Origin of the sequence: Marinobacter sp. ANT_B65 (assembly GCF_002407605.1) — a bacterium.
Lineage (GTDB): Bacteria > Pseudomonadota > Gammaproteobacteria > Pseudomonadales > Oleiphilaceae > Marinobacter.
In genome coordinates this window covers 151,750-174,404 of record NZ_NXGV01000002.1, presented here as the reverse complement: position 1 = coordinate 174,404, position 22,655 = coordinate 151,750, and the positions used below count along the sequence as shown (strand labels likewise).

Here is a 22,655-nt window from a genome sequence, read left to right as displayed (position 1 = left end):
CGGTCTAGTTGCTGTTAAATGGCTATTTTTCTTTTGTTTGTTACTATTTCTGTGCGTTTTGAAATATTGAAATTGTGCTAACTAAAATGGTTCGTGCTTGTTCATGTGCGGCTTTGTTTTGTATCTTCATGCATCAAGAAATAGTCTTTGTTTTGTAGTCGCTTCGTAATTTATATTTCGGTACGTTGCTATGTTTTCCCGGTTTACTTGGTGCGTTCGAGTTGGTTTAGTTTGTTGGTAGGTTAGTGCTTGTAAAGCATTAGCAGGTTTGGTGTAATTAGTGAGTTTTAAATATTTGGTGCAGCTCGCTTGGTAAGTTAATTTCCAAACGTGCTGTTAAATAAATCGTAGCGCCTTCTAACCAGTCGTGCCAGCTGACATTTTGGCCGTCGTTTCGTTTGTGCATGGCTTCGCCATTTTTGCACAAACTCCACTCTGGCCAAAATGCAGCTGCACTTAGCGTTAAATGGCTATTTTTCTTTTGTTTGTTACTATTTCTGTGCGTTTTGAAATATTGAAATTGTGCTAACTAAAATGGTTCGTGCTTGTTCATGTGCGGCTTTGTTTTGTATCTTCATGCATCAAGAAATAGTCTTTGTTTTGTAGTCGCTTCGTAATTTATATTTCGGTACGTTGCTATGTTTTCCCGGTTTACTTGGTGCGTTCGAGTTGGTTTAGTTTGTTGGCAGGTTAGTGCTTGCCAAGGGCTAGCAAGTTTGGTGTAATCGGTGGGTTTTAAATATTTGGTCTGGCTCGTTTTCTCAGTTAATGTTTAAGCGTGCCATTAAATAAATCGTAGCGCCTTCTAACCAGTCGTGCCATCTGACATTTTGGCCGTCGTTTCGTTTGTGCATGGCTCCGCCATTTTTGCACAAACTCCACTCTGGTCAAAATGCAGCTGCACTTAGCGTTAAATGCCAAGAGGAAGTTATGTCAGGGATTGCTAAAACTCCAAGTCCCCCATATTACGCAGTGATTTTTAGCTCTGTCCGCACGGATGGTGATCATGGTTACGGTGCTATGGCAGACAGAATGGTTGAACTGGCCTCTCAGCAGGAAGGGTTTCTTGGTATCGAGTCAGCCCGCGAGGATGTTGGTATCACCGTTTCGTACTGGGCAAGCGAGGAAGCGATCAGGAACTGGAAGCAAAATGCTGAGCACCTTGAAGCCCAGCGTTTGGGCCATAAAGCGTGGTATTCCGAATTTAAAGTCCGAGTTGCAAAGGTTGAGCGGGCTTATGGCATTTAACCAGTCAATCAAGTTCGTTCCCGGCCTGGCGGCCGTCCACCGGACGGCTTGTAGCCGCCGCTTATTTCAGCGTTAGCCTCTCGTCATAGATCGGAGAAATCTTGAAACGAATTAAGCGAAACCCAGAAAAATTCGAAGTAATAGACTTGTTTACTGCTTTGGGCCGCAAGCATGGATACAAACTAAGCGTTGAAGAAGATGCGAATGACTTTATTGAACGCATTGGGAACTCGCTAAAGGCGTCTAAGGATAATCCTAACCTTTTACACGGAAAGAGAGTCGAATCACTTTTTGCTCATGTCGCTGGGGCATTAGGAAATTGCCGCCTGATAAAGCAAGAAGACAGCGGAGAGGCATTTACTACAGAGCAGGATATTCAGGCTCCGGATTATAAGGTGATACTCAATGACGGAAGTCAGTATTTTATTGAGGTAAAAAACTGTCACTTTCCTAATATTAAGTCGCCTTACCCTTTCAAAAAGGACTACCTAAGAAAGGTTGAGAATTATGCCAAGCTACATAATACACCTCTACTATTCGCAGTTTATTTTTCACGTCAAAATAAGTGGTTTCTGTTACGTAAAGAATCTCTTATCGAGCAAAAAAATCGATATGTTACAGACTTCATAAATGCTATTGCACAAAACGAGATGTCATTATTAGGTGATCGTACAATCGGTACCGAACCAGATCTATCAATAGAGTTACTTGCTGACCCCACAAAAGAGGCGAAGGTTAACGAGAATGGGGAAGTAAACTTCATTATCGGTGGTGTAAAGATATATAGTTCTGATCGGGAAGTTACGGATGACTTGGAAAAGTCGATAGCTTTCTACCTCATGAGGTTTGGCACTTGGGTTGAGAATGATGCTGAAGGTTTATTTGATGATGGTGAGTTTTTAGGTGCTAAGTTTACATACTCGCCGGATTGCCCCTCCGATGAACAGAACTTTTCCATGATTGGCGAGTTAAGCTCAATGGTAAGTGCATCGTATGGAGAGCAAACCACTTACGAAAAGAGTGTCATTGCATTAGACACGAATTTGGACCCAGGTGTATTTGCCGTTAAAATCCCTGAAGGGTATAAAGGGAAGGGCTTGCCACTATGGCAGTTTATAATGCAACCAAATCCAGATTTTAAAGGCTAACAAGCGCATGTTGTCGGACTGGTTTTCCGCTGCGCTCCAAGCCAGCCGCAAATGCGGGCGTTAAATGCCAAGAGGAAGTTATGTCAGGGATCGCTAATACTCCGAGTCCGCCATATTACGCGGTGATTTTTAGCTCTGTCCGCACGGATGGTGATCATGGTTACGGTGCTATGGCAGACAGAATGGTCGAACTGGCCGCCGAGCAGGAAGGGTTTCTTGGTATCGAGTCAGCCCGTGAGGATGTTGGTATCACTGTTTCGTACTGGGCCAGCGAGGAAGCGATCAGGAACTGGAAGCAAAATGCTGAGCACCTTGAGGCCCAGCGTTTGGGCCATAAAGCTTGGTATTCCGAATTCAAAGTCCGAGTTGCAAAGGTTGAGCGGGCTTATGGCATTTAACCAGTCAATCAAGTTCGTTCCCGGCCTGGCGGCCGTCCACCGGACGGCTTTTAGCCGCCGCTTATTTCAGCGTTAGTTTTTCAAGGAGAGTAAGGTGGCAAAACCGATTGCTTTTGGAATATACCAATTTAGAACCAAAAAAAGTGCTACTGAAGAGGCTCGTCTCAGAATAAATCAATATGAAGAAGGTGAGCGACTTAGTGTTGAGGATGAGCATTTTTTTGCGTCTCTATTTACGCTTCATTCTGAGTTCGAAGAAAAGAAAGGTGCTGGGATAGATCATATTAAGGTTCAAAGAGACTTTCACAATAATCGGTGCTTATATATTCACAGAGTAGATGGCACTGAAATTGATTGTAGTTGGGTACACTGTATACAACCCGCGTCTCAGAAAACGGTAACCTCAATTGCATTTAGGAGAGCCGTTAAAGAGTTGATTATGGCGTATAAAAGTTCTCAGTTAGAGGAAGTTGATGTGTGCCCAATACTCGGAGTTAGGTTAACTTATGATAATAGCCATGTTTCTTACGTAATCCCTTCATTTGACAGTCTTTTAAATAATTTCCTCAATGAACGTCAAATAGATATTGAATCAGTTGCTTTAACAAATCCCAAGCCAGATGATACAGATCAGCGTGGGCAAGTAACTGATCCTCAATTGGTAGAAGAATGGCGTAGTTATCATCAAAATAATGCGACTTTACAGTTGCTTAGTGCAGAAGCAAATCTGCGTAAATTGAAAAACTAACAAGTTGCTGCACTTGGAAAAATTACTCGCTGCGCTCCTAATTTTCCGGTGAGCAAGGCGTTAACTTACTCTTGAGAAATTATGAATTACGATACATTACTGATTTATGCTTTTGTTTCTTTTTTTTACATTATTAGTCCTGGACCAGCAATATTTCTAGCGATTTATAACGGCGCTGTTAATGGAGTTAAGTGCGTTATGCTATCAGCTTTGGGAAATATCATTGGCTTGATGTTTCTGTCCATTCTTTCTATAACGGGTCTGAGCGCAATTCTTTTAGCATCCGCCAAGGTGTTTATGGCGGTTAAAATAGTTGGAGCATGCTATTTAATTTATTTAGGTATTAAACAAATACGTTCAAGTAAGAGAACTAAAACAGACTCACCTTATAAACTGGAAAAAGAGCAACGTAGTCTTTCATCTTATTTTAAAGAAGGTTTACTTGTTGCAATAACTAACCCTAAACCAATAATCTTTTTTGCTGCTCTTTTTCCTCAATTCTTAAATCCAGAGCTGCCAATACTCTCCCAGTTTTCTGTTATGACTTTAATATTTATGTTCTTTTCGTTTCTATCATTATCTAGCTATGGATATTTAGCCCAAAGAGCTAAAGGGTTTCTTTCTAATTCAAAAAATGTAAAGTGGTTTCATCGCATCAGTGGTGGATTGTTTGTTGGTATGGGGATAAGCCTTTTTACAGTAAGAGCGTAAGTTAACAAGCACATAAAATCGGAACAAAAACAGCGGGCTATGTTTCGTTCCTCAACAAATTTTAGCCCACTATTTTAGTCCGCTTATGTGGGCGTTATGTGTACTCATTGATACTCGGAGTATTTTGAGCCACTTGGATTTTTTCTAAAAAGGAATATGAATCTTCAAGTAAGTTTGTTGGCATATTCATACCTTTATTGAAATCAATCCTAGCTTCAAGTAAATCAAACATATTGAATTTGGCATTCATTTTGGCATCACCTTCAGGCGTTCCCCTCATGTCACTTACACTTCCATCGCTATTAACTTTTAAAAGTGGTGGGGGTAAAAATGCTGAGCTTAAATCACCTTCTCCAGCTTTCATTAAAGCATTGGCAAGATCCATGGATTCTTTGTAGCTCATATTCTTAGGGTCAAATGATTCGGCAAGTTCACGAACAAATGGCTTTTCAGGCTGCATATTGCCGGTAGCGGGTGTATTGGGCGGAAAATTATTGCCGCTTTTCTGTGTTGGCGTTATCGGTAATGCGCTTGTTGAGCTTCCAATTTGCATAGTTAACTCCTAATATTGATGGCTATAGTTTAGGTAGCAAGCCGTATGCCAATAAGCTGGTGCGTACAAACACATAACAAGTAAAGCAAGCCGACGCATAAATGCGCGGCTTCTTTAGGCGTTATGCCTTTTGACAAATCAACGCCAGGAATCATGGACGAAATTAAGAAGTTACGCAGCAAACTCCATAAAATCGGAGTTTTATTTGTCATTATCGGATTGGCATATTTGATTTTCAGTATTTCCACAAAGTCTTGGCAACCCACTGAGGCAACGTTAATTTCTTCGTCAAATAATACCTACGTCCAATCTGATGGCGGCCCCAGTTTTAGAAGCCGAATTGGATCGGGTGGATCTTTTTCGTGGCCGTCAGTCAAGTACGAGTACCACTTCCAAGACCACAAGTTTCAAAGCTCTATCATGTGTGTCTGTGTACCCATCGGCTTAGAGGCTCCCTTGCAGAAAACCGTGACCGCCTATGTTTCTCCTTACTACCCAGCTCTGGCTGTGCTGGTACAGGGGCCTCATTTTCTTTTTTCGCTACTGTCTTTTTTCATTGGCGGTGTTTGCTTTTTCTTTAGCAGCGTCCTCGGACGATATGGAAAAGCATAACAAGGCCATCAAATTTGTTACGGCCACGAAAGCCGTGGCCTCCACCGGACTGCCTACGCGTTGCTTCGGCAGCCGTTTATGGCGGCGTTAGGCATATGAAATTGATACTCCAATTGGCCGCAATGTCCCTCAGTTTCGCTGCACTAACTGGCTGCGGTGCCACTTGCGGAAATGAAGTTTCCCAAGCAATTAGCTCGCCTTCTGGCCACGCTAGGGCGGTGGTGTTCAATCGCGATTGTGGTGCGACAACGGGCTTCAGCACACAAGTATCAATTGTTTCAGGTGAAAACGTTTTATCAAATGATGCAGGGAACGCCCTCATCCTTGCGGGAACTATTCCGCTGCAAATCCAGTGGGAATCGGACTCTGTTCTGCGCCTGGACGGGCTTGGTTCAGCTAAGGTCTTCAAGCAAGCAACATTGGTGGCCGGTGTTGTTATCAACTATGGTGACTGAATTAAAGCCTAACAATTCAATTAAGTACGTTCCCGGCCTGGCGGCCGTCCACCGGACGCCCTGGTCGGGCGCCGCTTATCATTAGCGTTATGCGTTCTGAATAATGAGCATTGAGAATAAATTGAAAGAACTGGTCTCCTATCATTCGGGGGTAAAGTTCGGAGATATATCATCTGAAATGTATCTCGAAGGTGAGCTTGGCATGACCGGAGATGATGCTTTCGAGTTAATTGAAGACATCGAGAAACTTTTCAATCTTGACTTAAGTGCTCTTGATTTCAACCTTCACTTTGCCCCTGAGACAGGTAGAATCGACAATTCTGAGTATGGATATTATCCGGTTTCTGTTGGTCATTTAATTGAGGTTTGCAAACAAGGGTCGTGGTTCTTGCCGGATAGAAATCCGGTTTATTATCAGAAGTTTAAAAGAGCTATCCTTGTTCAAGATGTGCTAACAATTGGCATTTTTTCTTGTGTATTGGTGGCCGTTTGGCTGGTGGTGTAAAATAAATGCGCATAACAAGTGCGGTCAAGGGACGCTCCTGTCGTCGCGCCCTTGCCGCTGGCGTTATACGCTTCATCAAATTATATATACATAGCTAACTTCGCTGTCTGATTCAAAGATAAAAGCATTAAAAGACAATAAAATAGAATTTACTGAATTAATGCAGTATTTTGATTCTAAGATAAGGTATATATGGATAAAACTACAAAAATTGCTGTAAATGAGGTTGTTAATAAGTATGACCCGCATACTGTAATTATTTATGGTTCAAGAGCAAGAGGGGATGCAACAGAAGAAAGTGATGTAGATATGGCGTGCTTTCTTGACTCTCCGCGTATTTCGGAAGACTTCCGTGACTTTGAAGGTATTTTTCTTGATGCATGGATATATCCTACGGAGTCCATGAAAAATCCAACTCATTTTGTTCAAATGGGCGCAGCATTCTGCGCTGTTGATAAATTAGGTTATGGAAGTAAATTATTAAAAGAAATAAATAAAATAATAAAAAATGGTCCAGATCCATTAACTAAAAAAGAAAAATTAAACATTGTTGAGTTGAGAATAAAAAACCTAAAACGGGTGCATAAAGGTGATGTAGAAGGAAATCATAGAAGGGCTGGGTTGCAGTATAACCTTCTTGAGACATATTTTATTTTAAGGGATAAGTGGTTTTTTGGAGCAAAGAGTAGCCTGTCCTGGCTAAAAGAAAATGATTTGATTGCTTTTGAACTTTTTAGAAATGTTTATCAAAACCCTGATGATTATGAAGCTTTAAAAGAACTGACACTGTATACAACCAGCGTATAAAAAATCAATCCAGCCGACCGCCTTCGGCGTCGGCTGATTGAGGCGTTATCACACAAGGAGGTGAATAAATGAAGCAAACAGGTAGTTGTCTCTGCGGGGGTATTCAGTACGAAATTAATGGTCCTCTGACGGATGTTCTGAACTGTCACTGTTCAATGTGCCGCAAGCTTCATTCCTCGGCGTTCAGAACGCGGGCTAAGGTGCATCCTCGGATTGGAACACCGTCAAAGGTCAGGAGTTACTGAAGTTCTACGAATCTTCCCCGGGTGAGCATAAAGGCTTCTGCTCAAACTGCGGCTCCAGCCTCTACATCAGGTTCGATGCAGCCCTCGAGGTCTATGGTCTCCCACTCGGAACACTTGATACCGACCCGGGAGTAAAAGCCGAGCGCCATGTGTTCGTTGGCAGTAAGGCACCGCTTCGCTCAGCGTTGAGGCCTCTTTTCAAACATTACTATAGGAGTAGGTATGTCGAAATTATTGGTTTATTTGACTGCTCTGTTTTTTTTGCTGTATGGCGCTTTTTTTATTGTGGCTCCAATTGAAATGGCAAATTTGGTTACAGGCTCAAGCCCCAGTTCAGCGTCAGCAACTATAGATTTTAGAGCAACTTATGGCGGCGCACAGCTTGCGATCGGTGTTGCTTTAATATTCGTAATGACATTGAGGAAAGACATAGCCTTGGCTTTAGTGATCGTTGCAACCACATTGTTATCTATGGCTTTTGGTCGTCTGATGGGTATCCTGGTCGATGGTCAACCCAACATATTAATGTACGTATATCTGGCCGCAGAGGTAGTGTTTGGAGCATTGGCACTGAATTTCAGGAAGTCAGTGGCACCGTTGGCTTTGAGGTAAAAGGCGACTTTGACAGCTTTTACCTGTGTCACTGTCAGCACTGCCAAAAAGATGCAGGTTCGGCCCATGTGGACAATATACTCTCACAGTAGTGAGCTGCCATCACATATCCAGTGGCTGTTATCGGGCGCACCTGAGTTGCTCTCCGGTACGAGTTGTTAAGCGATGATGCAGATGAGAATAAATTTACTATTGTGGAAAAATGGGCAGCGCAAGCGGCTCTTGATGCCCACGATAATACAGAATACATGCTAGCTGCTGACGCCCACAGCCCAACATTCCGTGCTGGGCCGGCGAGTATTATGAAGGCCCGCGCAGTATTCTGAAAACCTGGCAGTTGCATTGAATTCGTTTCGGCCCTGTTGTTCTTGTGGTGACAGGCCTCGCACCATACATCGCTGCTAAACTGAGAGGGAGGGGGTAATGTTCCTTAGCCTGGTTGTTTTATGAATAAAGAAGAATATGTAAACCCTGAAAATTGCCCTTTGTGCAATAAACCTAATCACTGTGGTTGTTTGGCAAATAGCAGTAAACCATGCTGGTGTATGGACGAGGAAATTACGTTTCCTGACAGCCTGTTAAACCAGGTCGTTGATGCAGCCAAAAACAAAGCCTGTATCTGCAAGCCCTGTGCGCTAAAGCATAAAAATGGCCAGTGATTTCATTCCAGCCACCTTCGTGCCTTGGTGTTCAACCGTAATTGCGGTGCGACAACGGGTTTCAGCACGCAGGTATCGATAGTTTCCAATGTGGATTCAGGAACCTTGTTGCTGGTCCTTTTTCTGATACTTCTCATTTGTGTAACTTTGCTTTTGGCTGGTCATTTTCGTAAACCCGCCAAGAAGAAACGTTAATGAGTTCGTGCTGTTTCTAACATGCGTATTCAATTCGTTTGAATATCTTATACCCGAATTCACAGTTCTAAGCCCTTGCCTGATAGTGGATTGCGGTATAAGTTAGAAGGGCAAAAAAAAGAGTGTCGTTATTGATGGCATGTTTTGGTGCGTTACATGACGCCGAATCAATATTATGCCCTTTCTTCGAACACCGAAGAGACATTCCCAGCCCAGAAAACAGCACAAGCAAGTGAGAGAGCCACTTATGATAATTACCAGAAAGCGCACCACCCTGCTGCTGACCAGCCTGTTGGCGGGCGGTATCCTGACGGGCTGCATTGACAGCGGGTCCGACGACACAGAAAGCTCCTACGATGACTCCACTGGTCCGCAAACCTCTGCTGGCGGTTCCTGCAGTAGCTACACGGATATCGTGAGTACATCTGAGCGTGCCGAGGCGAACAGTTGTGGCGTTCAGGTCAGCGCCTATTACGCCCAGGCGGACTCTACTTTGAGTGCTGCAATTGCCTCGTGTCAAAATGGCAACTCCTCTTCTGCCAGTAGTTATTACAGTAATTACCAGCAGGTTGTGGAGCTGGGCCGGAATGTAAAGTCAACACTTTGTAGCGGTAGCTCTGGTAGCGGTGGCGGTGGCGGTTTTGAAGACCCCTCCCCGTCGGAGTATTTTAACCTCTGTACCCGAAGTACCGCTGTGAGCGGTGGCATTCGCTATGAAACTTCCTGCTACGGCCCGTTTCAGCAATACACCACGACCTGTGAATCATCAAGCTACAGCTACCTGAGCAACTACTCCTCCCGTAGTGCCTGTAGTTCAGCGGCCCAGAATTGGCTGGACAGCAAGACGAACTGATCGGTCTGTTGCAGATGATGATCATTCGATCGTTGTGCCTGGTTGGGGTGCTGCTTACCGGCACCCTGATCTTCTGGTTCATCTCACCCGATGAAACAGAAGGCGGTAAGGCTGATGCGCCAATAACTTCCTCGCCGCCAGGGCCGGACAGCAATTCGTCCCGGATAGCGGAGCCGTTGCCTGTAGCCACGAGCACTGGCCATGGAACAGCGGATGTTCAACTGGAGCCCTTGGAGGGTGCCAGGGAGCTGGCCGAAATCGATTACCGCCCCTTACTTGCCCAGGGTAAAGTGAGCAAATCGGAATTGGCGCTGATCCTGTCATCGCTTGACGATGCTCAGTTACTACGGTTTCTTCTGAACAACACCCACCTTACTCTTGACGATTTCTTCGGTTATCAAAACCCCACCAAAACGGCGCGCACGCTGGCTGAGCGCTGGCTGAACAACACCGAAACGTTCAACCAGGATGGTGTCGAGCTGTTGTTCGGCACCAAGAGTGCTATTGGCACAAACCAGTTGGCCGTGCAGTCAGAATTTTCGGACATGGCGCCCAGGCTTTACGCCTATTACAAGGTACCCAACAGCTACTCAAAGCCGTTCGTCTTTATGAAATGGACCAACACGAATAACGACACGCTGTGGGTACTGGATAAACAACCTCTGACGGGTTCTTCCGTTGAAATCCAGGAGGCCTGGTTACGCTATTCTCGCGGCTGGCCTTCAGGTAAATACCAGGTGGAACTGATCAGCGCGGAAGAAGGTCTCGAGGTGCTCGCCTCCCAATCCTTCGAGGTGGTTGATCCGGAAAGCCGGTAACCCTTATTCGGACAGAGAACCGTGTTGTCCCGGGTTTTCGCTATGCTCTTTAGGTCAGGATTTTAGTTCCGAGGGTGTTAACTCGGGCTCAGTCATACTGAGCAATCATTATTTGGCCTCCCGTATAACAATCTCCATATTTGTTGCACATTGTGTTGTTAAGGTGTGATACCAACTGCCTTTGCGCCAGTCGAGGCACCGAACAACTTCAACAAGCAGGCCAAGCGATGACGCAGCCGTTCATAGAAAAGAAACTACTTCAGAAAGCAGGTGTCTGTATTCTCCTGTTATTCCTTGTCGCATGTGGCGACGGGAACAGCAGCTCTGGCGACAGTAGCTCTGATAACAGCAGCTCCGACGACAGCAGCCTGGCCTCGGATGACGGCGATATCAGCACGGGTACCGGCGCCACCTCCGGTGTTATGTGCGATTATGATGACACCACCTATAACAGCCAGCCATCGCTGACCTACACCAGCACTTCCACCTGGACCTGTACTGACAGCACCCGGGAACTCACCGCCAATGGGATTCCGGACCACGAAGTGGGCACCTTCCCGAACCCGGGCAACCCCAATGTCATTTCCGAACAGGTCGTGTCCGCAAGCTTTACCCTGGAGCCGGCAGAAACCACCATACCTACGGAACTTGGCGGCCCTCGCGGCCCGGCAGGCTATGTACTCAACGGTGTGAAAATTGACGCCAGTACAGCGGGCAGTTGTGATGACTCAGGCACATCCTGCAGCCTTGTGGATAATTCCGGCAGCTGGAACATCGAAGCCCTGGGACAGACCAGCTTCGATTTCGGAACCGACCAGAACAACGCCCACGTGCAGCCGGATGGTGCCTACCACTATCACGGTATGCCTGAAGGCTTCATAACCAAGCGCGCAGGCAGCAGTACCTCCATGACGCTTATCGGCTGGGCTGCCGACGGCTTTCCCATCTATGCCAGATACGGTTACAGCGTTGCCGATGACGCCAGCTCCGGCCTGAAAGTCATCACCGGCAGTTACCAGCTGGTCAGCTCGGTCAGTGCCTCCCGGCCGTCGACCACAACCTATCCCATGGGTACCTTCCAGCAGGACTGGGAATATGTTGAAGGCTCCGGGGATCTGGATGAGTGCAACGGCCGCGTTGGTGTCACCCCGGAATTTCCGGCTGGCATCTACCACTACTACGCCACCGACACCTATCCATACTTCCAGCGCTGCGTTAAAGGCGAAGTGGAAACATCCGGGGAACTGTTACCCCCGCCACCTTTCTGAACTGGCATTCTCCGGGAGTCCCGAACATGAAAATCCGTATGTCCTGTCTTGCAGCCATGGTTTCAGCACTTGCGCTGACCCTGGCTACCCCTGTTCTGGCCCATCTGATGGTGGCCGGGCACGGCACTCTGAATATCGTTGATAACGGCGCATTCATGGTGCTGTCACTGCCTCTGTCGGCGTTTGAAGGCATTGATGACAATGGTGATGGGGAAATCGACCTGAGTGAATTCAACCGTCACCAGAGTGCCGTTATTCAGACCCTGAGCCAGCATGTGGTGCTCAGGGACCGGGAGCAGACATTGCCCCTTGAAGACATACTGGTGTCCCCCGGAGGATCCCATGACGGCCATGGTCATCACCATGATCATATTAACGAGGTCATTGTCATGGGCCGGTTTGCTCTGGATAATGCTCGGCCTCCACTGAGTTTTCATGTGGATCTGTTTGGCAAACCGGAGTCTTCCCGGATACTGCACATCACCGCCTCACAGAAATCCGAAAGCCTGCACCATGAGTTCCAGCTGACACCGGAGCAACCTGTGGGATTACTGTTCCCGTCGGAGGGCCGCAACTGAACCTGCCTGTCGGGCCGTCGCCTTGAGCTCCAGTTGGTAAGAATAATGTCTTTGCCTCGTTTGTATTCCTTTCGTCGTTGTCCATACGCTATGCGCGCGCGGCTCGGTATTTTGTTTGCCGGGCAGAAGGTGGAGCTGCGGGAGGTAGTGCTTCGAAACAAGCCGGCGCAGATGCTGGCTATCAGCCCTAAAGGCACGGTCCCCGTTCTGGAGTTGGCCGAGGATGAGAGCCCGGCGAGACCCGTTATCGAGGAAAGCCGGGAAATACTGGTGTGGGCGCTGCAGCAGGAAGATCCACAGGGTTTGCTCAACGTCGATCTGGTAGGCGCGCATACTCTGATTGACCGAAACGATAACGAATTTAAACACTGGCTGGATCGCTATAAGTACGCCGACCGCTATCCTGAATCCAGCCAGCTGGAATACCGGCGACAGGGTGAAGTGTTTCTGCAGATACTGGAACATTCGTTAACCAGGAACCGGTACCTGCTGGGGGACGACATCAGCATCGCTGATATCGGTATTATGCCTTTTGTACGACAGTTCGCCCATGTAGACCGGGAGGTGTTTTACAGTCTGCCTTACCCTCATCTACAGCAGTGGCTGAAGGGCTGGCTGGAACACCCTGCGTTTCAGCAGGCCATGATCAGATTTCAACCCTGGCAGGAAGGTGATGAAGTAGTGGAATTCCCTGCCGGTAGCCACTAAAGTTTTTGATATTGACGACTCTGGCCGCTAACTGCGCTTTGCTGGTCTTATGTAATAGGTAATCAAAAACATGGTTGAATATGCAAAGGATATGTGGGTACTTGCCACTGAAGGAGAAAAGCAGGGAGTACTTTTTTTTGTAGTAATTTATGCGTTCGCCGTGTGTTTATACTCTTTTTTAAGGCAGGTTCTTATAACGCAGTGGCCGGTAGCAAAGGGTTTTCTGAAAAGTGTTTCTGTTGGGAAGTGGGGCTCTACGACGATGGGTTTGTCGTTTCAGGATTATAAAGCTGACTCCCTGTATGTATATCAGGTTTCTGAGAAAACGTACCAGGGAAAGCGAGTGTCACCTTGGGTAATCGTTGCATCTCATAATGCCAGGTTCCTGATTAAAGGGCAGTTAAACAACATCAAAGAAAATGATGATGGCACTGTAGACGTATTTTATAATCCCAGAAAACCGGAGAAGAGCTATCTGGTAAAACCGGGTTTTTTCGGAATGGTTATAACTTTTGGTATCGCAGTTCTCCCTCTCTATTTCTATTTAAATGCGTATTTGTAAATTGTGTAACGGCCAGCTCAAGCGGGACGTCAGATTTTTCGAGGACAGTCATGGTTATAGTTGAAACGCCGAGATTAGTGCTTCGGGAGCTCACCTCGAATGATGTTGGCGCGCTTTCAGGAATTCTTGGCGATCCGGCGGTAATGGAGTTCTCAACCAACGGGCCGTGCACTGAGGATGATACCCGAAAGTTTATTGACTGGTGTCTGGAGTCGTACCGGGAGCATGGTTTTGGTCAGTGGGGAATTGCTGACCGTTCGTCGGGAGCGATTATTGGTTTTTGCGGCCTGAGCCAGGTTGATCTTAACGGAGTGCAGGAGGTAGAGGTTGCTTATCGCCTTGCGCGTGCTGCGTGGAATCAGGGGCTCGCCTCAGAAGCTGCCGCCGCAGCGCTGGCGTATGGCTTTTCACAGTGCCATTTTGACTCAGTTATCGCGATTATCGCTAATCGTCATGTTGTTTCTGCCCGAGTAGCAGAGAAGGTGGGGATGAAAATTGATACATATACAAAGTACCGCGACTGGGATGTTGGGATCTATCGTAAACATCTGGAGGCTGATCTGAGGATCAGCTGACAGCCCTCTGCGTCGGGACGGAGTTGGCTGTTTTGCTTCAGAAGGGCTGATCCGGTGTATGGCAGTGTCAGTTAGGGCTTGTCGGCACGAAAAGCTTTGCGGGTTTGCGTTCAAAACTCTGACGGCCACCTTTGAAGGCCATCATCGGCTGCGCGAGGTTCGCGATCACCGCCGCCGGTGAATCGGCATCCAGTGCGATAAAGTCGGCCTTACAACCCGGTGTCAGACCATAGTCCTGCAGGCGGATCAGCTTCGCCGACTCCTCCGAAATCCACGCCAGGCAGCGCGCCAGCTCCGCCGCTGTGCCCAGATGACAGACATTGGCCAGCAGGTTGGCCTGGCGGATGAGCGATACATCGCCGAAGGGTGTGAAGGGGTTTCCTACGTTATTGGTGGACAGCGAACAGGTCACACCACAGGCATGTAGCCTTGCCAGCGGCGCTACGCCCCGTGGCACATTGTGGGTGGCCTCCCGGCCGGTGAGGAACAGGTCTGTGGCCGGTAATGCCGTCACCTGAACGCCTGCTTCGGCCAGAGCCAGAGCGGTTTCCCTGAATTGCTCTGGCTCTAACGCCGATAGTTTGGTGGCGTGGCCGATAGTAACCCGGTGCTGCCAGCCATGGGCCAGGGTACATTGAATCACTTCCGGTATCGTCATACCCCGGGGGTTGAGGTCGAAGTCCAGGTGCAAATCCAGGTCACAGTTGTAACGCTCCGCGAGTTCGAACAGTCGCTGGATCTGGCCAGCGGGATCGCTATCCATATAAGGGCAGCCGCCAAGAACAGTGGCGCCGTTTTCCAGAGCTTCGCACAGTAGCTCTTCAGTACCTGGATTATTGAGCAGGCCCTCCTGAGGGAATACACAGATTTCCAGGCTGATACCCCAGGCGTAGTCCTGCTGCAGCCGGCGGATTGCCCGGAAGCCGGTCAGGCCGATGCCGGGGTCCAGTTCCACGTGGGTACGCATATGGGTGGTACCCTGGGAAATGGCTTGTTCGAGGATGTGGGCGCCCCGCTGGTAAACATCTGCCTCTGTGAATTCCGACTTGGCAGCACTGGTACTGGCCACGGCTTCCTCCAGAGTGCCTTCCTGCAGCCTGCAACGGTCCATGATGCAGGCCTTGTCGAGGTGAATGTGGGTCTCGATGAGGCCTGGCAGAACCAGGTGGCCTTCCAGATCGATTTCGGTTGATGGTGATGCGTCGTTGGAGAAGTTCCGGGTGAATCTGCCATCTTCTACCCGCAGTTCAGTGATCTTCTCCGGTTGGTCTGGAAGCCTCAGGTTTTTGAACAGTATTGAACTCATGCAACATTTTCCCCCAGATAAGCGGCTTCGAGTTCCGGATCGTTAAGTAGAGTCTCGGCATCGCCGGAGTGCACTACCCGCCCGGTTTCCAGTACATAAGCCCGGTCCGCTACCTGGAGGGCCAGATTGGCCATCTGATCTACCAGTAACAGGGTGACGCCTTCATCACGCAGAGTGGCCAGGGCATCGTAAAGCTCGGCCACCATGGCAGGTGCCAGCCCCAGAGAGGGTTCGTCCAATAGCAGGATTGAAGGTTTTGCCATTAGCCCGCGGCCTATGGCTACCATCTGCTGCTCGCCCCCGGACAGCAGGCCGGCGGGGCTGTTAATGCGGTCCTGCAGCCTGGGGAAGCGCGCGAGAATGTCATTCACATCCTGATCAAGATTGGCGTTATCCGTACGGGAATAAGCCCCCATAAGCAGGTTGTCCCGCACACTCAGTTCCGGGAATACCTGGCGGCCCTCGGGTACCAGAGCCAGGCCCTTGCCGGCAATCTGGTTGGCGTCCAGGGTTTCGATATTTTCGTTATTGAGCACCACTGAGCCCCCGGAGGCTGAGTGCAGTCCCGCAATGGCCTGAAGAATGCTGGATTTGCCCGCGCCATTGGCCCCAAGAATGGCAATCAGTTCGCCCGGATTTACCACCAGGCTTACACCCTCGACCACCGGGGCGGCGCCGTAATCGATTACGAGATCCTTGACGAACAGGGTAGCGTCCCGGCTGCCATCCCAGGCTTGGGGGCGCGGCGGTGCCTGGTAATCGGTACTTCCCAGGTAAGCTCTCACAACCTCGGGGTTGGAACGAATCTCTTCTGGCTCCCCCCAGGCGATGGGGTGTCCGGAGTCCAGCACCAGAATGCGGTCTGAAACAGACATCACCATAGTCATATCGTGCTCTACCAGAATCACGGCAATACCATAGCCTGCAATGGTTCGAAGCAGTCCGGTGACCTGATCGGTATCGGCCCGGCTCAGGCCTGCGGCCGGCTCATCCAGCAACAACACTCTTGGTCTGAGTGCCAGGGCCCGGGCGATTTCCACCAGGCGACGATCGACATGAGGCAAGGCTTCGGCCTGGGTATGCACTGATCCCCGGTAGCCCACGAGGGCCAGCAGATCCATGGCAATGTCTACCTGTTGAGGGTCGGGTTTGCGCCAGAAATCCCCCAGGCGGCCACGTTGCATACCTGCCAGCAGGTTCTCAAGTACAGTCAGCCCTGCAAACAACTGGGTGGTCTGGTAGGTCCGGGCAATCCCGGCCCGGGCGATTTTCCAGGCGGGCAGGCCGGCCAGGTCATCGTTGAGTTCAATGCGGCCGCTGTCTGGTGCGTAGAAGCCGCTGACCATGTTCAGTACCGTCGTCTTGCCGGCACCGTTGGGCCCGATAATACTGGTGACAGTGCCAGGCATGGCATTGAAGCTGACCCGTTCGGCCGCCTGGACGCCGCCGAACCGGATGCCTATGTCCTTCACATGCAGACCGTCAGGAGCACCCGCATCGCAGGTCAGGAAGCTCGCCAGTCGGGCAGAATCCGGCTGTTGCCGGGGCACCAGTCTCTCCGGTTTCGAAAATCTGGCCTGGAGCACGCCAAGCGCGCCGGTAGGTGCGATCCATAGTACCCCCAGCAGGACCCCGGCAAACAAGAGAAGTCGCATCTCCGCCATACTGGACAGCAGTTCCGGCACGAGCACAATAAGAATGGCACCCAGTAAGGGCCCGAACACGGTTCCGGCACCGCCGACAACCACTGCCAGTACAAAAAGAATGGACTGGGTAAAGGGAAAGGAATCCGGGTTGATAAACATCATCAGCGGCGACAATAGTGATCCCGCCAGCCCGGCGAAAAGTGCCGACAGGGCGAAGGCCAGAGTTTTGGTCTGAACCGGATTGAAGCCCAGAGAACGGGCTGCGATTTCTGTTGCCTTTACGGAGCGGATTGCCCGCCCACAGCTGCTGCCAGCAAGGCGGTGGAAAAACAGTAGCGAGGCGACCATCAGTGCTACTGCAATCAGGGCGAGCCCGGTGCTGGCGGGGAGGCTGCCGGTATCCGGCATCGGCACGCCGATCAGGCCGTTGGCGCCACCGGTAAGGGAGCGCCACTCAATCAGGCCGTGGTGCACGATAAAGCCGAAGGCGATGGTCACCATGGCGAGGTAGGGGCCGCTGACACGCACCGCCGGTATTGCCAGCAGGGCGCCGACAGCTGCGGTGACTATGGCCGCGCAGGCCATGGCCAACACCAGAGGGACTCCTGCCATGGTCATCAATGCAGAGATATAGGCGCCAATGGCGTAGAACGCGACGTGGCCAAACGAGATCTGACCGCTAAGGCCAATCAGAATATTGAGGCCGCTGCACACGACTGTTGTCAGGGCGATGAGTGTCATGACCAGCAGGCCGTAGCCACCGAGGGTAAAGGACAGCACCGCGCCTGTCAGTGCCAGAAGGCCCAGCAGACTTGGTACCAGCCATCGATGAGAAACCAGGGAATTGGGGGACATCATACTTTCACCAGCTTTTTGGAACCGAACAGACCGTTGGGGCGTATTGCCAGGGCAAAGATGACCAGGCTGAAGGTCAGGATCTGGGAGAGAGTGGAGCCCAGGTAAACAATGATCAGGGCTTCCGTAAGGCCGAACAGCAGGCCCGCCAGCACCACGCCATTGAGACTGCTGATGCCGCCAAGAATGGCTACGGCGAAGGCCTTGAGGCCAAACAGCATGCCCATTTCTGAATGCACACTCACAAGGGGGGCAATCAGAAGTCCGGCAATGCCGGCAAATACGGTTGAGACAGCAAAGGATATGGCGACCACCCGGGTTACGTGGATACCCATCATTCGGGCCGCAGTCGGGTTCTGGACGGTTGCACCCAGCACCTTGCCCAGGCGGGTGTATCGCTGGATCAGCACCAGAGCCAGCACTATCACCGCTACCACGACAGGAAGAATCAGCTGCATCAGGCCTATACCTGTGCCAAACAGTTCCAGGCGGTGGTCGACCGCTTCGAGCATGAACCGGCGAGGCTCTTTACCAAAGGTGAACATTACTATGTTGTCTACCAGCAGACCCCCGGCAACCGTGGCCAATAACCAGGCTTCTGAACCCCGGCTGTGGAATGGCCGTACCAGGAAACGTTCTATGGCCAGGCCATAGAGTGCGCAGACAGACAGGGTCAGGAAGGCGGCCACCAGCCAGGGCATGCCCAGAGTAATGCAAAAGGTATAGCCCAGTACGGAGCCCACCATCATCGCGCTACCCTGGGCAAAATTGACCGTCTGGGAAACGATGAATGTGATGTGAAACCCCAGGGCCAGCAGGGCATACATGCTGCCCATACCCAGGCCACTGATAATACTGGCGGTGATCATGATGCGGTGTCCTCCTGCCGGCCGGATCAGGGATCCGGCCGGCTGTTACCAAATGCTGAGTGCGAGGTTCGAAGAGCCGTGACTTACTGATCGACGGGAACTATGCGGCCATCAACAAAGTGCGTGAACAGATAGTCATCCGGACCGAGGGCGTCGGTTTGTTCGGGTGAGAAGGGCTTGAGGTAGTTCTTGATCAGGCCATCGTACTCGGCAATCTCGAAGTAACCCTTACGGATTGCCGGGCCTTCGGTGCTGCCAGCATTTTCGATAGCCAATGCGGTCAGGTGCATGGCGTCATAGGCGTTGGCGATGCCCACTGCGGGTGTGATATCCGCAAGATCCTTGATTTCCGGATAACGCTGTTTCAGGGCAGCCAATACATCGGCACCCTTGCCCTGCTGATTTTCAACAAAGGTAAAGGTCTGGATAAAGTGCACCTTGGCAGCATTTTCTCCTGCCAGTTCACTGAAGCGGCCACCCGCTGGGCCCCAATGGGAAACAATTGGCACATCCCAGCCCATGCGGTCGAGGGACTTCACTACCTGTGCGGACGGTGCAACATTAGCTACCATCAGCAGGGAATCTGCGCCAGCCGCCTTGAGGCGACTCAGCTGTGGCACCATGTCGATATCGTTGCTTTCAACCCGTTCAATACCGGCCCATTCCATATCCCGGGATTCAAGCGCATGGCGGAAGCCCTTTTCGTTGGACTCGCCCCAGGGGTTGTTGATCAGGACCATGCCTGGCTTTTTCATGCCGAATTCGTCGATGCCATATTGCACCAGAGCTTCATCTACAAGTTCGTCCACGGCGGACACCCGGAAAACGTAGTTCTCATCGGCGCCGTTCTTGGTGATTGGCGTACCAGCGGCCCACACGCCCATGAACGGGAATTTCATCTGATTGGCCAGAGGTACGATAGCCAGGGATACCGGCGTATCCAGGCCGCCGAAGAGCACGGCTACCTCTTCTCGCTGAACAAGTTCGCGAGCGGCCAGAAGCCCTTTGTTCGGGTTGCTCTCATCATCTCTGCGCAACAACTCTACTTGACGGCCAAGTATGCCGCCTTTGGCATTGATCTCGTCGATTGCGATGGTCAGCCCGCGGGTAATAGCCTCACCGGACTTGGCTGATTGGCCGGACAGGGATGCCACCAGGCCTATCTTCAGAGGGTCGTCTGCCTGAGCCAGACTGGTCAGGGAAAGTAGCCCTGTCGCCGCCAGGGGCAGGAACCAGTGCTTGATCCGTTTTGTTAAGCGCATTGCATTTCTCCAGCTTTGCTTGAGTATGTATAAATATTGCTAGCAACATGGATGCCACTATAATGTGACTGTTATTCAGTAAAAGTTTGAGTTTTGGCACTAAAAAAGCACTTTATCGATAATATTGCCCCGAAATAGCGCGAAATTTGTTGTGATGGTGATCACCAATCAGGAGAGTCGAGAATGTCAGCTAAAGATGAAGCAATAAAGATTGTTAGCAATTTTCTGGAGGCGTCTATGGCACCGGATCCAGTGCGCGCTGCCACTTATATGGCACCGGACGTACGCATTACTTTCACTGGAGGGCGCGCCATGGCCAGCACCCAGGCCATTACCGAGTTTAACGGTGGGCGCTATGCCTGGGTAAAAAAGGAGCTGGGTCCCTTCGACTGGACTGAGCATGCCGATCACGCGGTGGTTTATTCCAACGGTACGCTTTATGGAGAATGGCCTGATGGTCGGCCGTTTGCTGGTAATCGCTATCTGGACAGATTTGAAGTTCGTAATGGAAAGATTACGCGAATGGATGTCTGGAATGACAGTGCCGAGTGGATACTGACGCCGGATTTGAACCGGGAATCATAGAGCGCCAGGGAGGCGGATTCCAGAGACCGGTCATTGAAGGCGCCGGTCTCTGGTTTTCCGTCGGACCTTCTATTTGTTCTGGGTAGCTACGTAAAGAGCGCGCAGGTGATCCCCGGATGTTGTGGGTGGGTATTTTGCCTCTGTGTTGGGTATCAGGTTGCTGATCGTTGCGTCGTAGTTGGGGTTATGGAAAAACACCAGAGACTGGCGCCGGGTTTCGGGGCCGGAGTTCGCCGGCGGGTTCACCACGCGATGCAGTGTTGAAACCCAGGTATCGTTGGTCCAGCGCGCCAACAGGTCGCCGATGTTTATGATGAAACAGTCCGGGACAATGGGTACGTCGACCCACTGGCCTTCAGCGTTGCAGACCTGCAGCCCCCCGGGCCGGTCCTCGGTGGCGAGAATAGTGAGGCTGCCATAGTCAGAGTGGGCTCCCGCACGGATCTGTCCCGGGGTTGGCTCCGTCAGTTGTGCCGGGTAATTGCGTACCCGAAGGCGGCTGATGTGCCTGTCTATCAGGGCATCAAAGTGGTCTTCCGGAAGCTTCAGAGCCAGCGCAAAGACGCGCATCAGCATGGCGGCAAGCTGCCCCATTTCCCGGTAGTAAAGAGTCCAGACTTCTTTCAGTTCAGCCGGCTTTTCAGGCCATATGTTGGGCGCAAAATGCTTGCCGGCTGCCGGAGCCCTGGCGTAGTCCTGGTCAGGTACGTCTACGGGGCCGATCATGAAACTTTCGTTCAGATCACTACCGGTGGCGTTCGGATCCCGGGAGCGTGCAAGTGATTCTTCATCCACACCTGTATAACCACGGGTTACGTCCACAGAAGGCCTTGCGACCCTTTTTTTATCTGCAATCGGAAGGTCAAAGAATTCACGGGATACCTCGCGGGCCCGGGCAATGAGCTCAGGGCTGATGCCGTGGCCTTTGATGACAAGAAAACCTATGTCACGACAGGCCTGGTCGACGGCCTCCGCAACCAGGTTTTTATCGGCTTTGGTGCCGAGACGGAAGGGTTCGAGGTCAATGACAGGTACATTTAAAAGTTTCATTGCTGGCTCCTGCGAGTATATGGGGGGTTAGACCAGTGCGTCACCACCATCCACCAGCACGGTCGAGCCAGTGGCGGAGGGGTTGGTCGCGACATACAAAATGGCGTGGGCGATATCGTCGGCAGCAGCTACGCGCCCAGTGGGTAGTCGCTGTCGCATGGTTTCGAATTTTGCTTCGCGGCCCTCTGGCCCAAGGCGGTCCCAGAGTGGCGTTTCGGTGGTGCTGGGTGACACAGCGTTGACCCGGATTCCTGCTGGCGCAAGCTCAAGGGCCAGCCCTCGCATAAGTCCTTCAACTGCTGCATTGAGCGCGCCTTGTAGCACAGCATTGACGTTCGGTCTCTGGGCATAGACGCCAGAGACAAAGGTTAGTGAGCCACCCGCGCAGATGAGAGCACTGCGACCGACATGGTAGGCACCCCAGAATTTACTCTGGGTACCGTCATGGGCCTGATCTAAAGGAAGCGCTTTGACGGTTCCCACCTGAGTGGAGGATCCTGCCAGAATGACGTGATCCCATGGGGCCTGGCTGTTAAAGAAGCTCTCGACGGCAGAGGCTGACCGGACATCAAGTTCCAGTGCAGCCACATCCGTCGGCAGGCGTTGCAGAGCAGCATTAAGGCGTTCAGGTGAGCGCGAGGCGATGGTTACTGTTGCACCAGCACTGGCTGCCCGCAGGGCAGTGGCCTCACCAATACCTGAGCTGCCCCCTATGACTAGTACACGTTGGCTTTTGATGACGTAGTCCTCACTATATTGTTAGCAAAATGTAACTATATTGCTAGCAAATAAAGTGCCACGTCTTCGATGTGGTAATCCAGGAG

At 50.6% G+C, this 22,655-nt stretch carries 28 protein-coding genes; 21 read left to right on the top strand and 7 right to left on the bottom strand.

What is annotated here, in order from left to right:
- Positions 1 to 930: 930 nt before the first annotated feature.
- The 5 genes from CPA50_RS10955 (at position 931) to CPA50_RS10935 (ending at position 4,253) form a co-directional block, all read left to right on the top strand.
- Entirely contained in the window at positions 931 to 1,248 is a 318-nt protein-coding gene (locus tag CPA50_RS10955) for an antibiotic biosynthesis monooxygenase family protein (protein WP_096782562.1), read from the top strand.
- 101 nt (positions 1,249 to 1,349) lie between these two features.
- Entirely contained in the window at positions 1,350 to 2,396 is a 1,047-nt protein-coding gene (locus tag CPA50_RS10950; protein WP_096782561.1) for a hypothetical protein, read from the top strand.
- Positions 2,397 to 2,476: 80 nt separating this feature from the next.
- Positions 2,477 to 2,794, top strand: a complete 318-nt coding sequence (locus tag CPA50_RS10945) for an antibiotic biosynthesis monooxygenase family protein (RefSeq protein WP_096782560.1) — start codon at positions 2,477 to 2,479, stop codon at positions 2,792 to 2,794.
- 94 nt (positions 2,795 to 2,888) lie between these two features.
- Positions 2,889 to 3,542, top strand: coding sequence for a DCL family protein (locus tag CPA50_RS10940; RefSeq protein WP_096782559.1), 654 nt, complete (start codon positions 2,889 to 2,891; stop codon positions 3,540 to 3,542).
- An 81-nt stretch (positions 3,543 to 3,623) separates the two neighbouring features.
- Positions 3,624 to 4,253 carry a LysE family translocator gene (locus tag CPA50_RS10935; protein ID WP_096782558.1) on the top strand — a complete coding sequence of 210 codons (630 nt, stop codon included), beginning with the start codon at positions 3,624 to 3,626 and terminating at the stop codon, positions 4,251 to 4,253.
- A 94-nt stretch (positions 4,254 to 4,347) separates the two neighbouring features.
- Here CPA50_RS10935 and CPA50_RS10930 read toward each other — a convergent pair whose 3' ends face one another.
- Positions 4,348 to 4,806, bottom strand: a complete 459-nt coding sequence (locus CPA50_RS10930) for a hypothetical protein (RefSeq protein ID WP_096782557.1) — start codon at positions 4,804 to 4,806, stop codon at positions 4,348 to 4,350.
- A gap of 153 nt (positions 4,807 to 4,959) precedes the next feature.
- Between CPA50_RS10930 and CPA50_RS10925 the strand changes: the two genes are divergently transcribed.
- The 15 genes from CPA50_RS10925 to CPA50_RS10855 all read left to right on the top strand — a co-directional run bounded on the left by CPA50_RS10925 (position 4,960) and on the right by CPA50_RS10855 (position 14,258).
- Entirely contained in the window at positions 4,960 to 5,418 is a 459-nt protein-coding gene (locus tag CPA50_RS10925; protein ID WP_179397211.1) for a DUF3592 domain-containing protein, read from the top strand.
- A gap of 95 nt (positions 5,419 to 5,513) precedes the next feature.
- Positions 5,514 to 5,873 (top strand): hypothetical protein, encoded by a 360-nt coding sequence (locus CPA50_RS10920; RefSeq protein WP_143750742.1) that lies wholly within the window; start codon positions 5,514 to 5,516, stop codon positions 5,871 to 5,873.
- A gap of 121 nt (positions 5,874 to 5,994) precedes the next feature.
- Positions 5,995 to 6,378 carry a DUF1493 family protein gene (locus CPA50_RS10915; protein WP_179397210.1) on the top strand — a complete coding sequence of 128 codons (384 nt, stop codon included), beginning with the start codon at positions 5,995 to 5,997 and terminating at the stop codon, positions 6,376 to 6,378.
- A 192-nt stretch (positions 6,379 to 6,570) separates the two neighbouring features.
- A complete protein-coding gene (locus tag CPA50_RS10910) occupies positions 6,571 to 7,185 on the top strand; it encodes a nucleotidyltransferase family protein (protein ID WP_096782553.1) in 615 nt (204 codons plus the stop codon).
- Between the two features lie 241 nt (positions 7,186 to 7,426).
- Complete coding sequence (locus CPA50_RS19675; protein WP_227519640.1) at positions 7,427 to 7,729, top strand: GFA family protein; 303 nt, start codon at positions 7,427 to 7,429, stop codon at positions 7,727 to 7,729.
- Entirely contained in the window at positions 7,653 to 8,042 is a 390-nt protein-coding gene (locus CPA50_RS10900) for a DUF4345 domain-containing protein (RefSeq protein ID WP_096782552.1), read from the top strand. Before CPA50_RS19675 ends, CPA50_RS10900 begins: the two co-directional genes overlap by 77 nt.
- 155 nt (positions 8,043 to 8,197) lie before the next feature.
- Positions 8,198 to 8,368, top strand: a complete 171-nt coding sequence (locus CPA50_RS19935; RefSeq protein ID WP_096782551.1) for a putative quinol monooxygenase — start codon at positions 8,198 to 8,200, stop codon at positions 8,366 to 8,368.
- A gap of 120 nt (positions 8,369 to 8,488) precedes the next feature.
- Complete coding sequence (locus CPA50_RS19930; protein WP_096782550.1) at positions 8,489 to 8,701, top strand: cysteine-rich CWC family protein; 213 nt, start codon at positions 8,489 to 8,491, stop codon at positions 8,699 to 8,701.
- 442 nt (positions 8,702 to 9,143) lie between these two features.
- Positions 9,144 to 9,749 carry a hypothetical protein gene (locus CPA50_RS10885; RefSeq protein WP_096782549.1) on the top strand — a complete coding sequence of 202 codons (606 nt, stop codon included), beginning with the start codon at positions 9,144 to 9,146 and terminating at the stop codon, positions 9,747 to 9,749.
- 8 nt (positions 9,750 to 9,757) lie between these two features.
- Positions 9,758 to 10,567: a hypothetical protein gene (locus tag CPA50_RS10880; RefSeq protein ID WP_143750741.1), complete on the top strand. Its 810-nt coding sequence runs from the start codon at positions 9,758 to 9,760 to the stop codon at positions 10,565 to 10,567.
- Between the two features lie 227 nt (positions 10,568 to 10,794).
- Positions 10,795 to 11,835: a YHYH protein gene (locus CPA50_RS10875; RefSeq protein WP_096782547.1), complete on the top strand. Its 1,041-nt coding sequence runs from the start codon at positions 10,795 to 10,797 to the stop codon at positions 11,833 to 11,835.
- A gap of 26 nt (positions 11,836 to 11,861) precedes the next feature.
- Complete coding sequence (locus CPA50_RS10870) at positions 11,862 to 12,413, top strand: hypothetical protein (protein WP_096782546.1); 552 nt, start codon at positions 11,862 to 11,864, stop codon at positions 12,411 to 12,413.
- A 45-nt stretch (positions 12,414 to 12,458) separates the two neighbouring features.
- Positions 12,459 to 13,121, top strand: a complete 663-nt coding sequence (locus CPA50_RS10865) for a glutathione S-transferase (RefSeq protein ID WP_096782545.1) — start codon at positions 12,459 to 12,461, stop codon at positions 13,119 to 13,121.
- Positions 13,122 to 13,191: 70 nt separating this feature from the next.
- On the top strand, positions 13,192 to 13,683 hold the full coding sequence (locus tag CPA50_RS10860; protein ID WP_096782544.1) for a hypothetical protein: 492 nt from the start codon (positions 13,192 to 13,194) through the stop codon (positions 13,681 to 13,683).
- Positions 13,684 to 13,733: 50 nt separating this feature from the next.
- Positions 13,734 to 14,258, top strand: coding sequence for a GNAT family N-acetyltransferase (locus CPA50_RS10855; protein ID WP_096782543.1), 525 nt, complete (start codon positions 13,734 to 13,736; stop codon positions 14,256 to 14,258).
- A 67-nt stretch (positions 14,259 to 14,325) separates the two neighbouring features.
- On the opposite strand, the gene CPA50_RS10850 is transcribed toward CPA50_RS10855, so the two are convergent.
- From CPA50_RS10850 to CPA50_RS10835, 4 genes are all read right to left on the bottom strand, one after another.
- Entirely contained in the window at positions 14,326 to 15,564 is a 1,239-nt protein-coding gene (locus CPA50_RS10850) for an amidohydrolase family protein (RefSeq protein ID WP_096782542.1), read from the bottom strand.
- Complete coding sequence (locus CPA50_RS10845; RefSeq protein ID WP_096782541.1) at positions 15,561 to 18,068, bottom strand: ATP-binding cassette domain-containing protein; 2,508 nt, start codon at positions 18,066 to 18,068, stop codon at positions 15,561 to 15,563. The genes CPA50_RS10850 and CPA50_RS10845 overlap by 4 nt, the downstream gene beginning before the upstream one ends.
- Positions 18,065 to 18,934, bottom strand: a complete 870-nt coding sequence (locus tag CPA50_RS10840; protein WP_096782540.1) for a branched-chain amino acid ABC transporter permease — start codon at positions 18,932 to 18,934, stop codon at positions 18,065 to 18,067. Before CPA50_RS10840 ends, CPA50_RS10845 begins: the two co-directional genes overlap by 4 nt.
- An 83-nt stretch (positions 18,935 to 19,017) precedes the next feature.
- Entirely contained in the window at positions 19,018 to 20,196 is a 1,179-nt protein-coding gene (locus CPA50_RS10835; protein WP_096782539.1) for an ABC transporter substrate-binding protein, read from the bottom strand.
- A gap of 183 nt (positions 20,197 to 20,379) precedes the next feature.
- Between CPA50_RS10835 and CPA50_RS10830 the strand changes: the two genes are divergently transcribed.
- A complete protein-coding gene (locus CPA50_RS10830) occupies positions 20,380 to 20,781 on the top strand; it encodes a nuclear transport factor 2 family protein (RefSeq protein WP_096782538.1) in 402 nt (133 codons plus the stop codon).
- Between the two features lie 69 nt (positions 20,782 to 20,850).
- Here CPA50_RS10830 and CPA50_RS10825 read toward each other — a convergent pair whose 3' ends face one another.
- Positions 20,851 to 21,831 (bottom strand): isopenicillin N synthase family dioxygenase, encoded by a 981-nt coding sequence (locus CPA50_RS10825; RefSeq protein WP_096782537.1) that lies wholly within the window; start codon positions 21,829 to 21,831, stop codon positions 20,851 to 20,853.
- Between the two features lie 27 nt (positions 21,832 to 21,858).
- Complete coding sequence (locus tag CPA50_RS10820) at positions 21,859 to 22,569, bottom strand: SDR family oxidoreductase (RefSeq protein ID WP_096782536.1); 711 nt, start codon at positions 22,567 to 22,569, stop codon at positions 21,859 to 21,861.
- Positions 22,570 to 22,655: the final 86 nt, after the last annotated feature.

Bases quoted from the DNA above. Each gene is read 5' to 3' on its own strand.
- CPA50_RS10945 (WP_096782560.1), top strand. From the start codon at position 2,477: ATGTCAGGGATCGCTAATACTCCGAGTCCGCCATATTACGCGGTGATT.
- CPA50_RS10845 (WP_096782541.1), bottom strand. From the start codon at position 18,068: ATGATGTCCCCCAATTCCCTGGTTTCTCATCGATGGCTGGTACCAAGT.
- CPA50_RS10930 (WP_096782557.1), bottom strand. From the start codon at position 4,806: ATGCAAATTGGAAGCTCAACAAGCGCATTACCGATAACGCCAACACAG.
- CPA50_RS19930 (WP_096782550.1), top strand. From the start codon at position 8,489: ATGAATAAAGAAGAATATGTAAACCCTGAAAATTGCCCTTTGTGCAAT.
- CPA50_RS10955 (WP_096782562.1), top strand. From the start codon at position 931: ATGTCAGGGATTGCTAAAACTCCAAGTCCCCCATATTACGCAGTGATT.
- CPA50_RS10860 (WP_096782544.1), top strand. From the start codon at position 13,192: ATGGTTGAATATGCAAAGGATATGTGGGTACTTGCCACTGAAGGAGAA.
- CPA50_RS10875 (WP_096782547.1), top strand. From the start codon at position 10,795: ATGACGCAGCCGTTCATAGAAAAGAAACTACTTCAGAAAGCAGGTGTC.
- CPA50_RS10835 (WP_096782539.1), bottom strand. From the start codon at position 20,196: ATGCGCTTAACAAAACGGATCAAGCACTGGTTCCTGCCCCTGGCGGCG.
- CPA50_RS10910 (WP_096782553.1), top strand. From the start codon at position 6,571: ATGGATAAAACTACAAAAATTGCTGTAAATGAGGTTGTTAATAAGTAT.
- CPA50_RS10840 (WP_096782540.1), bottom strand. From the start codon at position 18,934: ATGATCACCGCCAGTATTATCAGTGGCCTGGGTATGGGCAGCATGTAT.
- CPA50_RS10825 (WP_096782537.1), bottom strand. From the start codon at position 21,831: ATGAAACTTTTAAATGTACCTGTCATTGACCTCGAACCCTTCCGTCTC.
- CPA50_RS10935 (WP_096782558.1), top strand. From the start codon at position 3,624: ATGAATTACGATACATTACTGATTTATGCTTTTGTTTCTTTTTTTTAC.
- CPA50_RS10865 (WP_096782545.1), top strand. From the start codon at position 12,459: ATGTCTTTGCCTCGTTTGTATTCCTTTCGTCGTTGTCCATACGCTATG.
- CPA50_RS10900 (WP_096782552.1), top strand. From the start codon at position 7,653: ATGTCGAAATTATTGGTTTATTTGACTGCTCTGTTTTTTTTGCTGTAT.
- CPA50_RS10925 (WP_179397211.1), top strand. From the start codon at position 4,960: ATGGACGAAATTAAGAAGTTACGCAGCAAACTCCATAAAATCGGAGTT.
- CPA50_RS10855 (WP_096782543.1), top strand. From the start codon at position 13,734: ATGGTTATAGTTGAAACGCCGAGATTAGTGCTTCGGGAGCTCACCTCG.
- CPA50_RS10870 (WP_096782546.1), top strand. From the start codon at position 11,862: ATGAAAATCCGTATGTCCTGTCTTGCAGCCATGGTTTCAGCACTTGCG.
- CPA50_RS10830 (WP_096782538.1), top strand. From the start codon at position 20,380: ATGTCAGCTAAAGATGAAGCAATAAAGATTGTTAGCAATTTTCTGGAG.
- CPA50_RS10850 (WP_096782542.1), bottom strand. From the start codon at position 15,564: ATGAGTTCAATACTGTTCAAAAACCTGAGGCTTCCAGACCAACCGGAG.
- CPA50_RS10920 (WP_143750742.1), top strand. From the start codon at position 5,514: ATGAAATTGATACTCCAATTGGCCGCAATGTCCCTCAGTTTCGCTGCA.
- CPA50_RS10885 (WP_096782549.1), top strand. From the start codon at position 9,144: ATGATAATTACCAGAAAGCGCACCACCCTGCTGCTGACCAGCCTGTTG.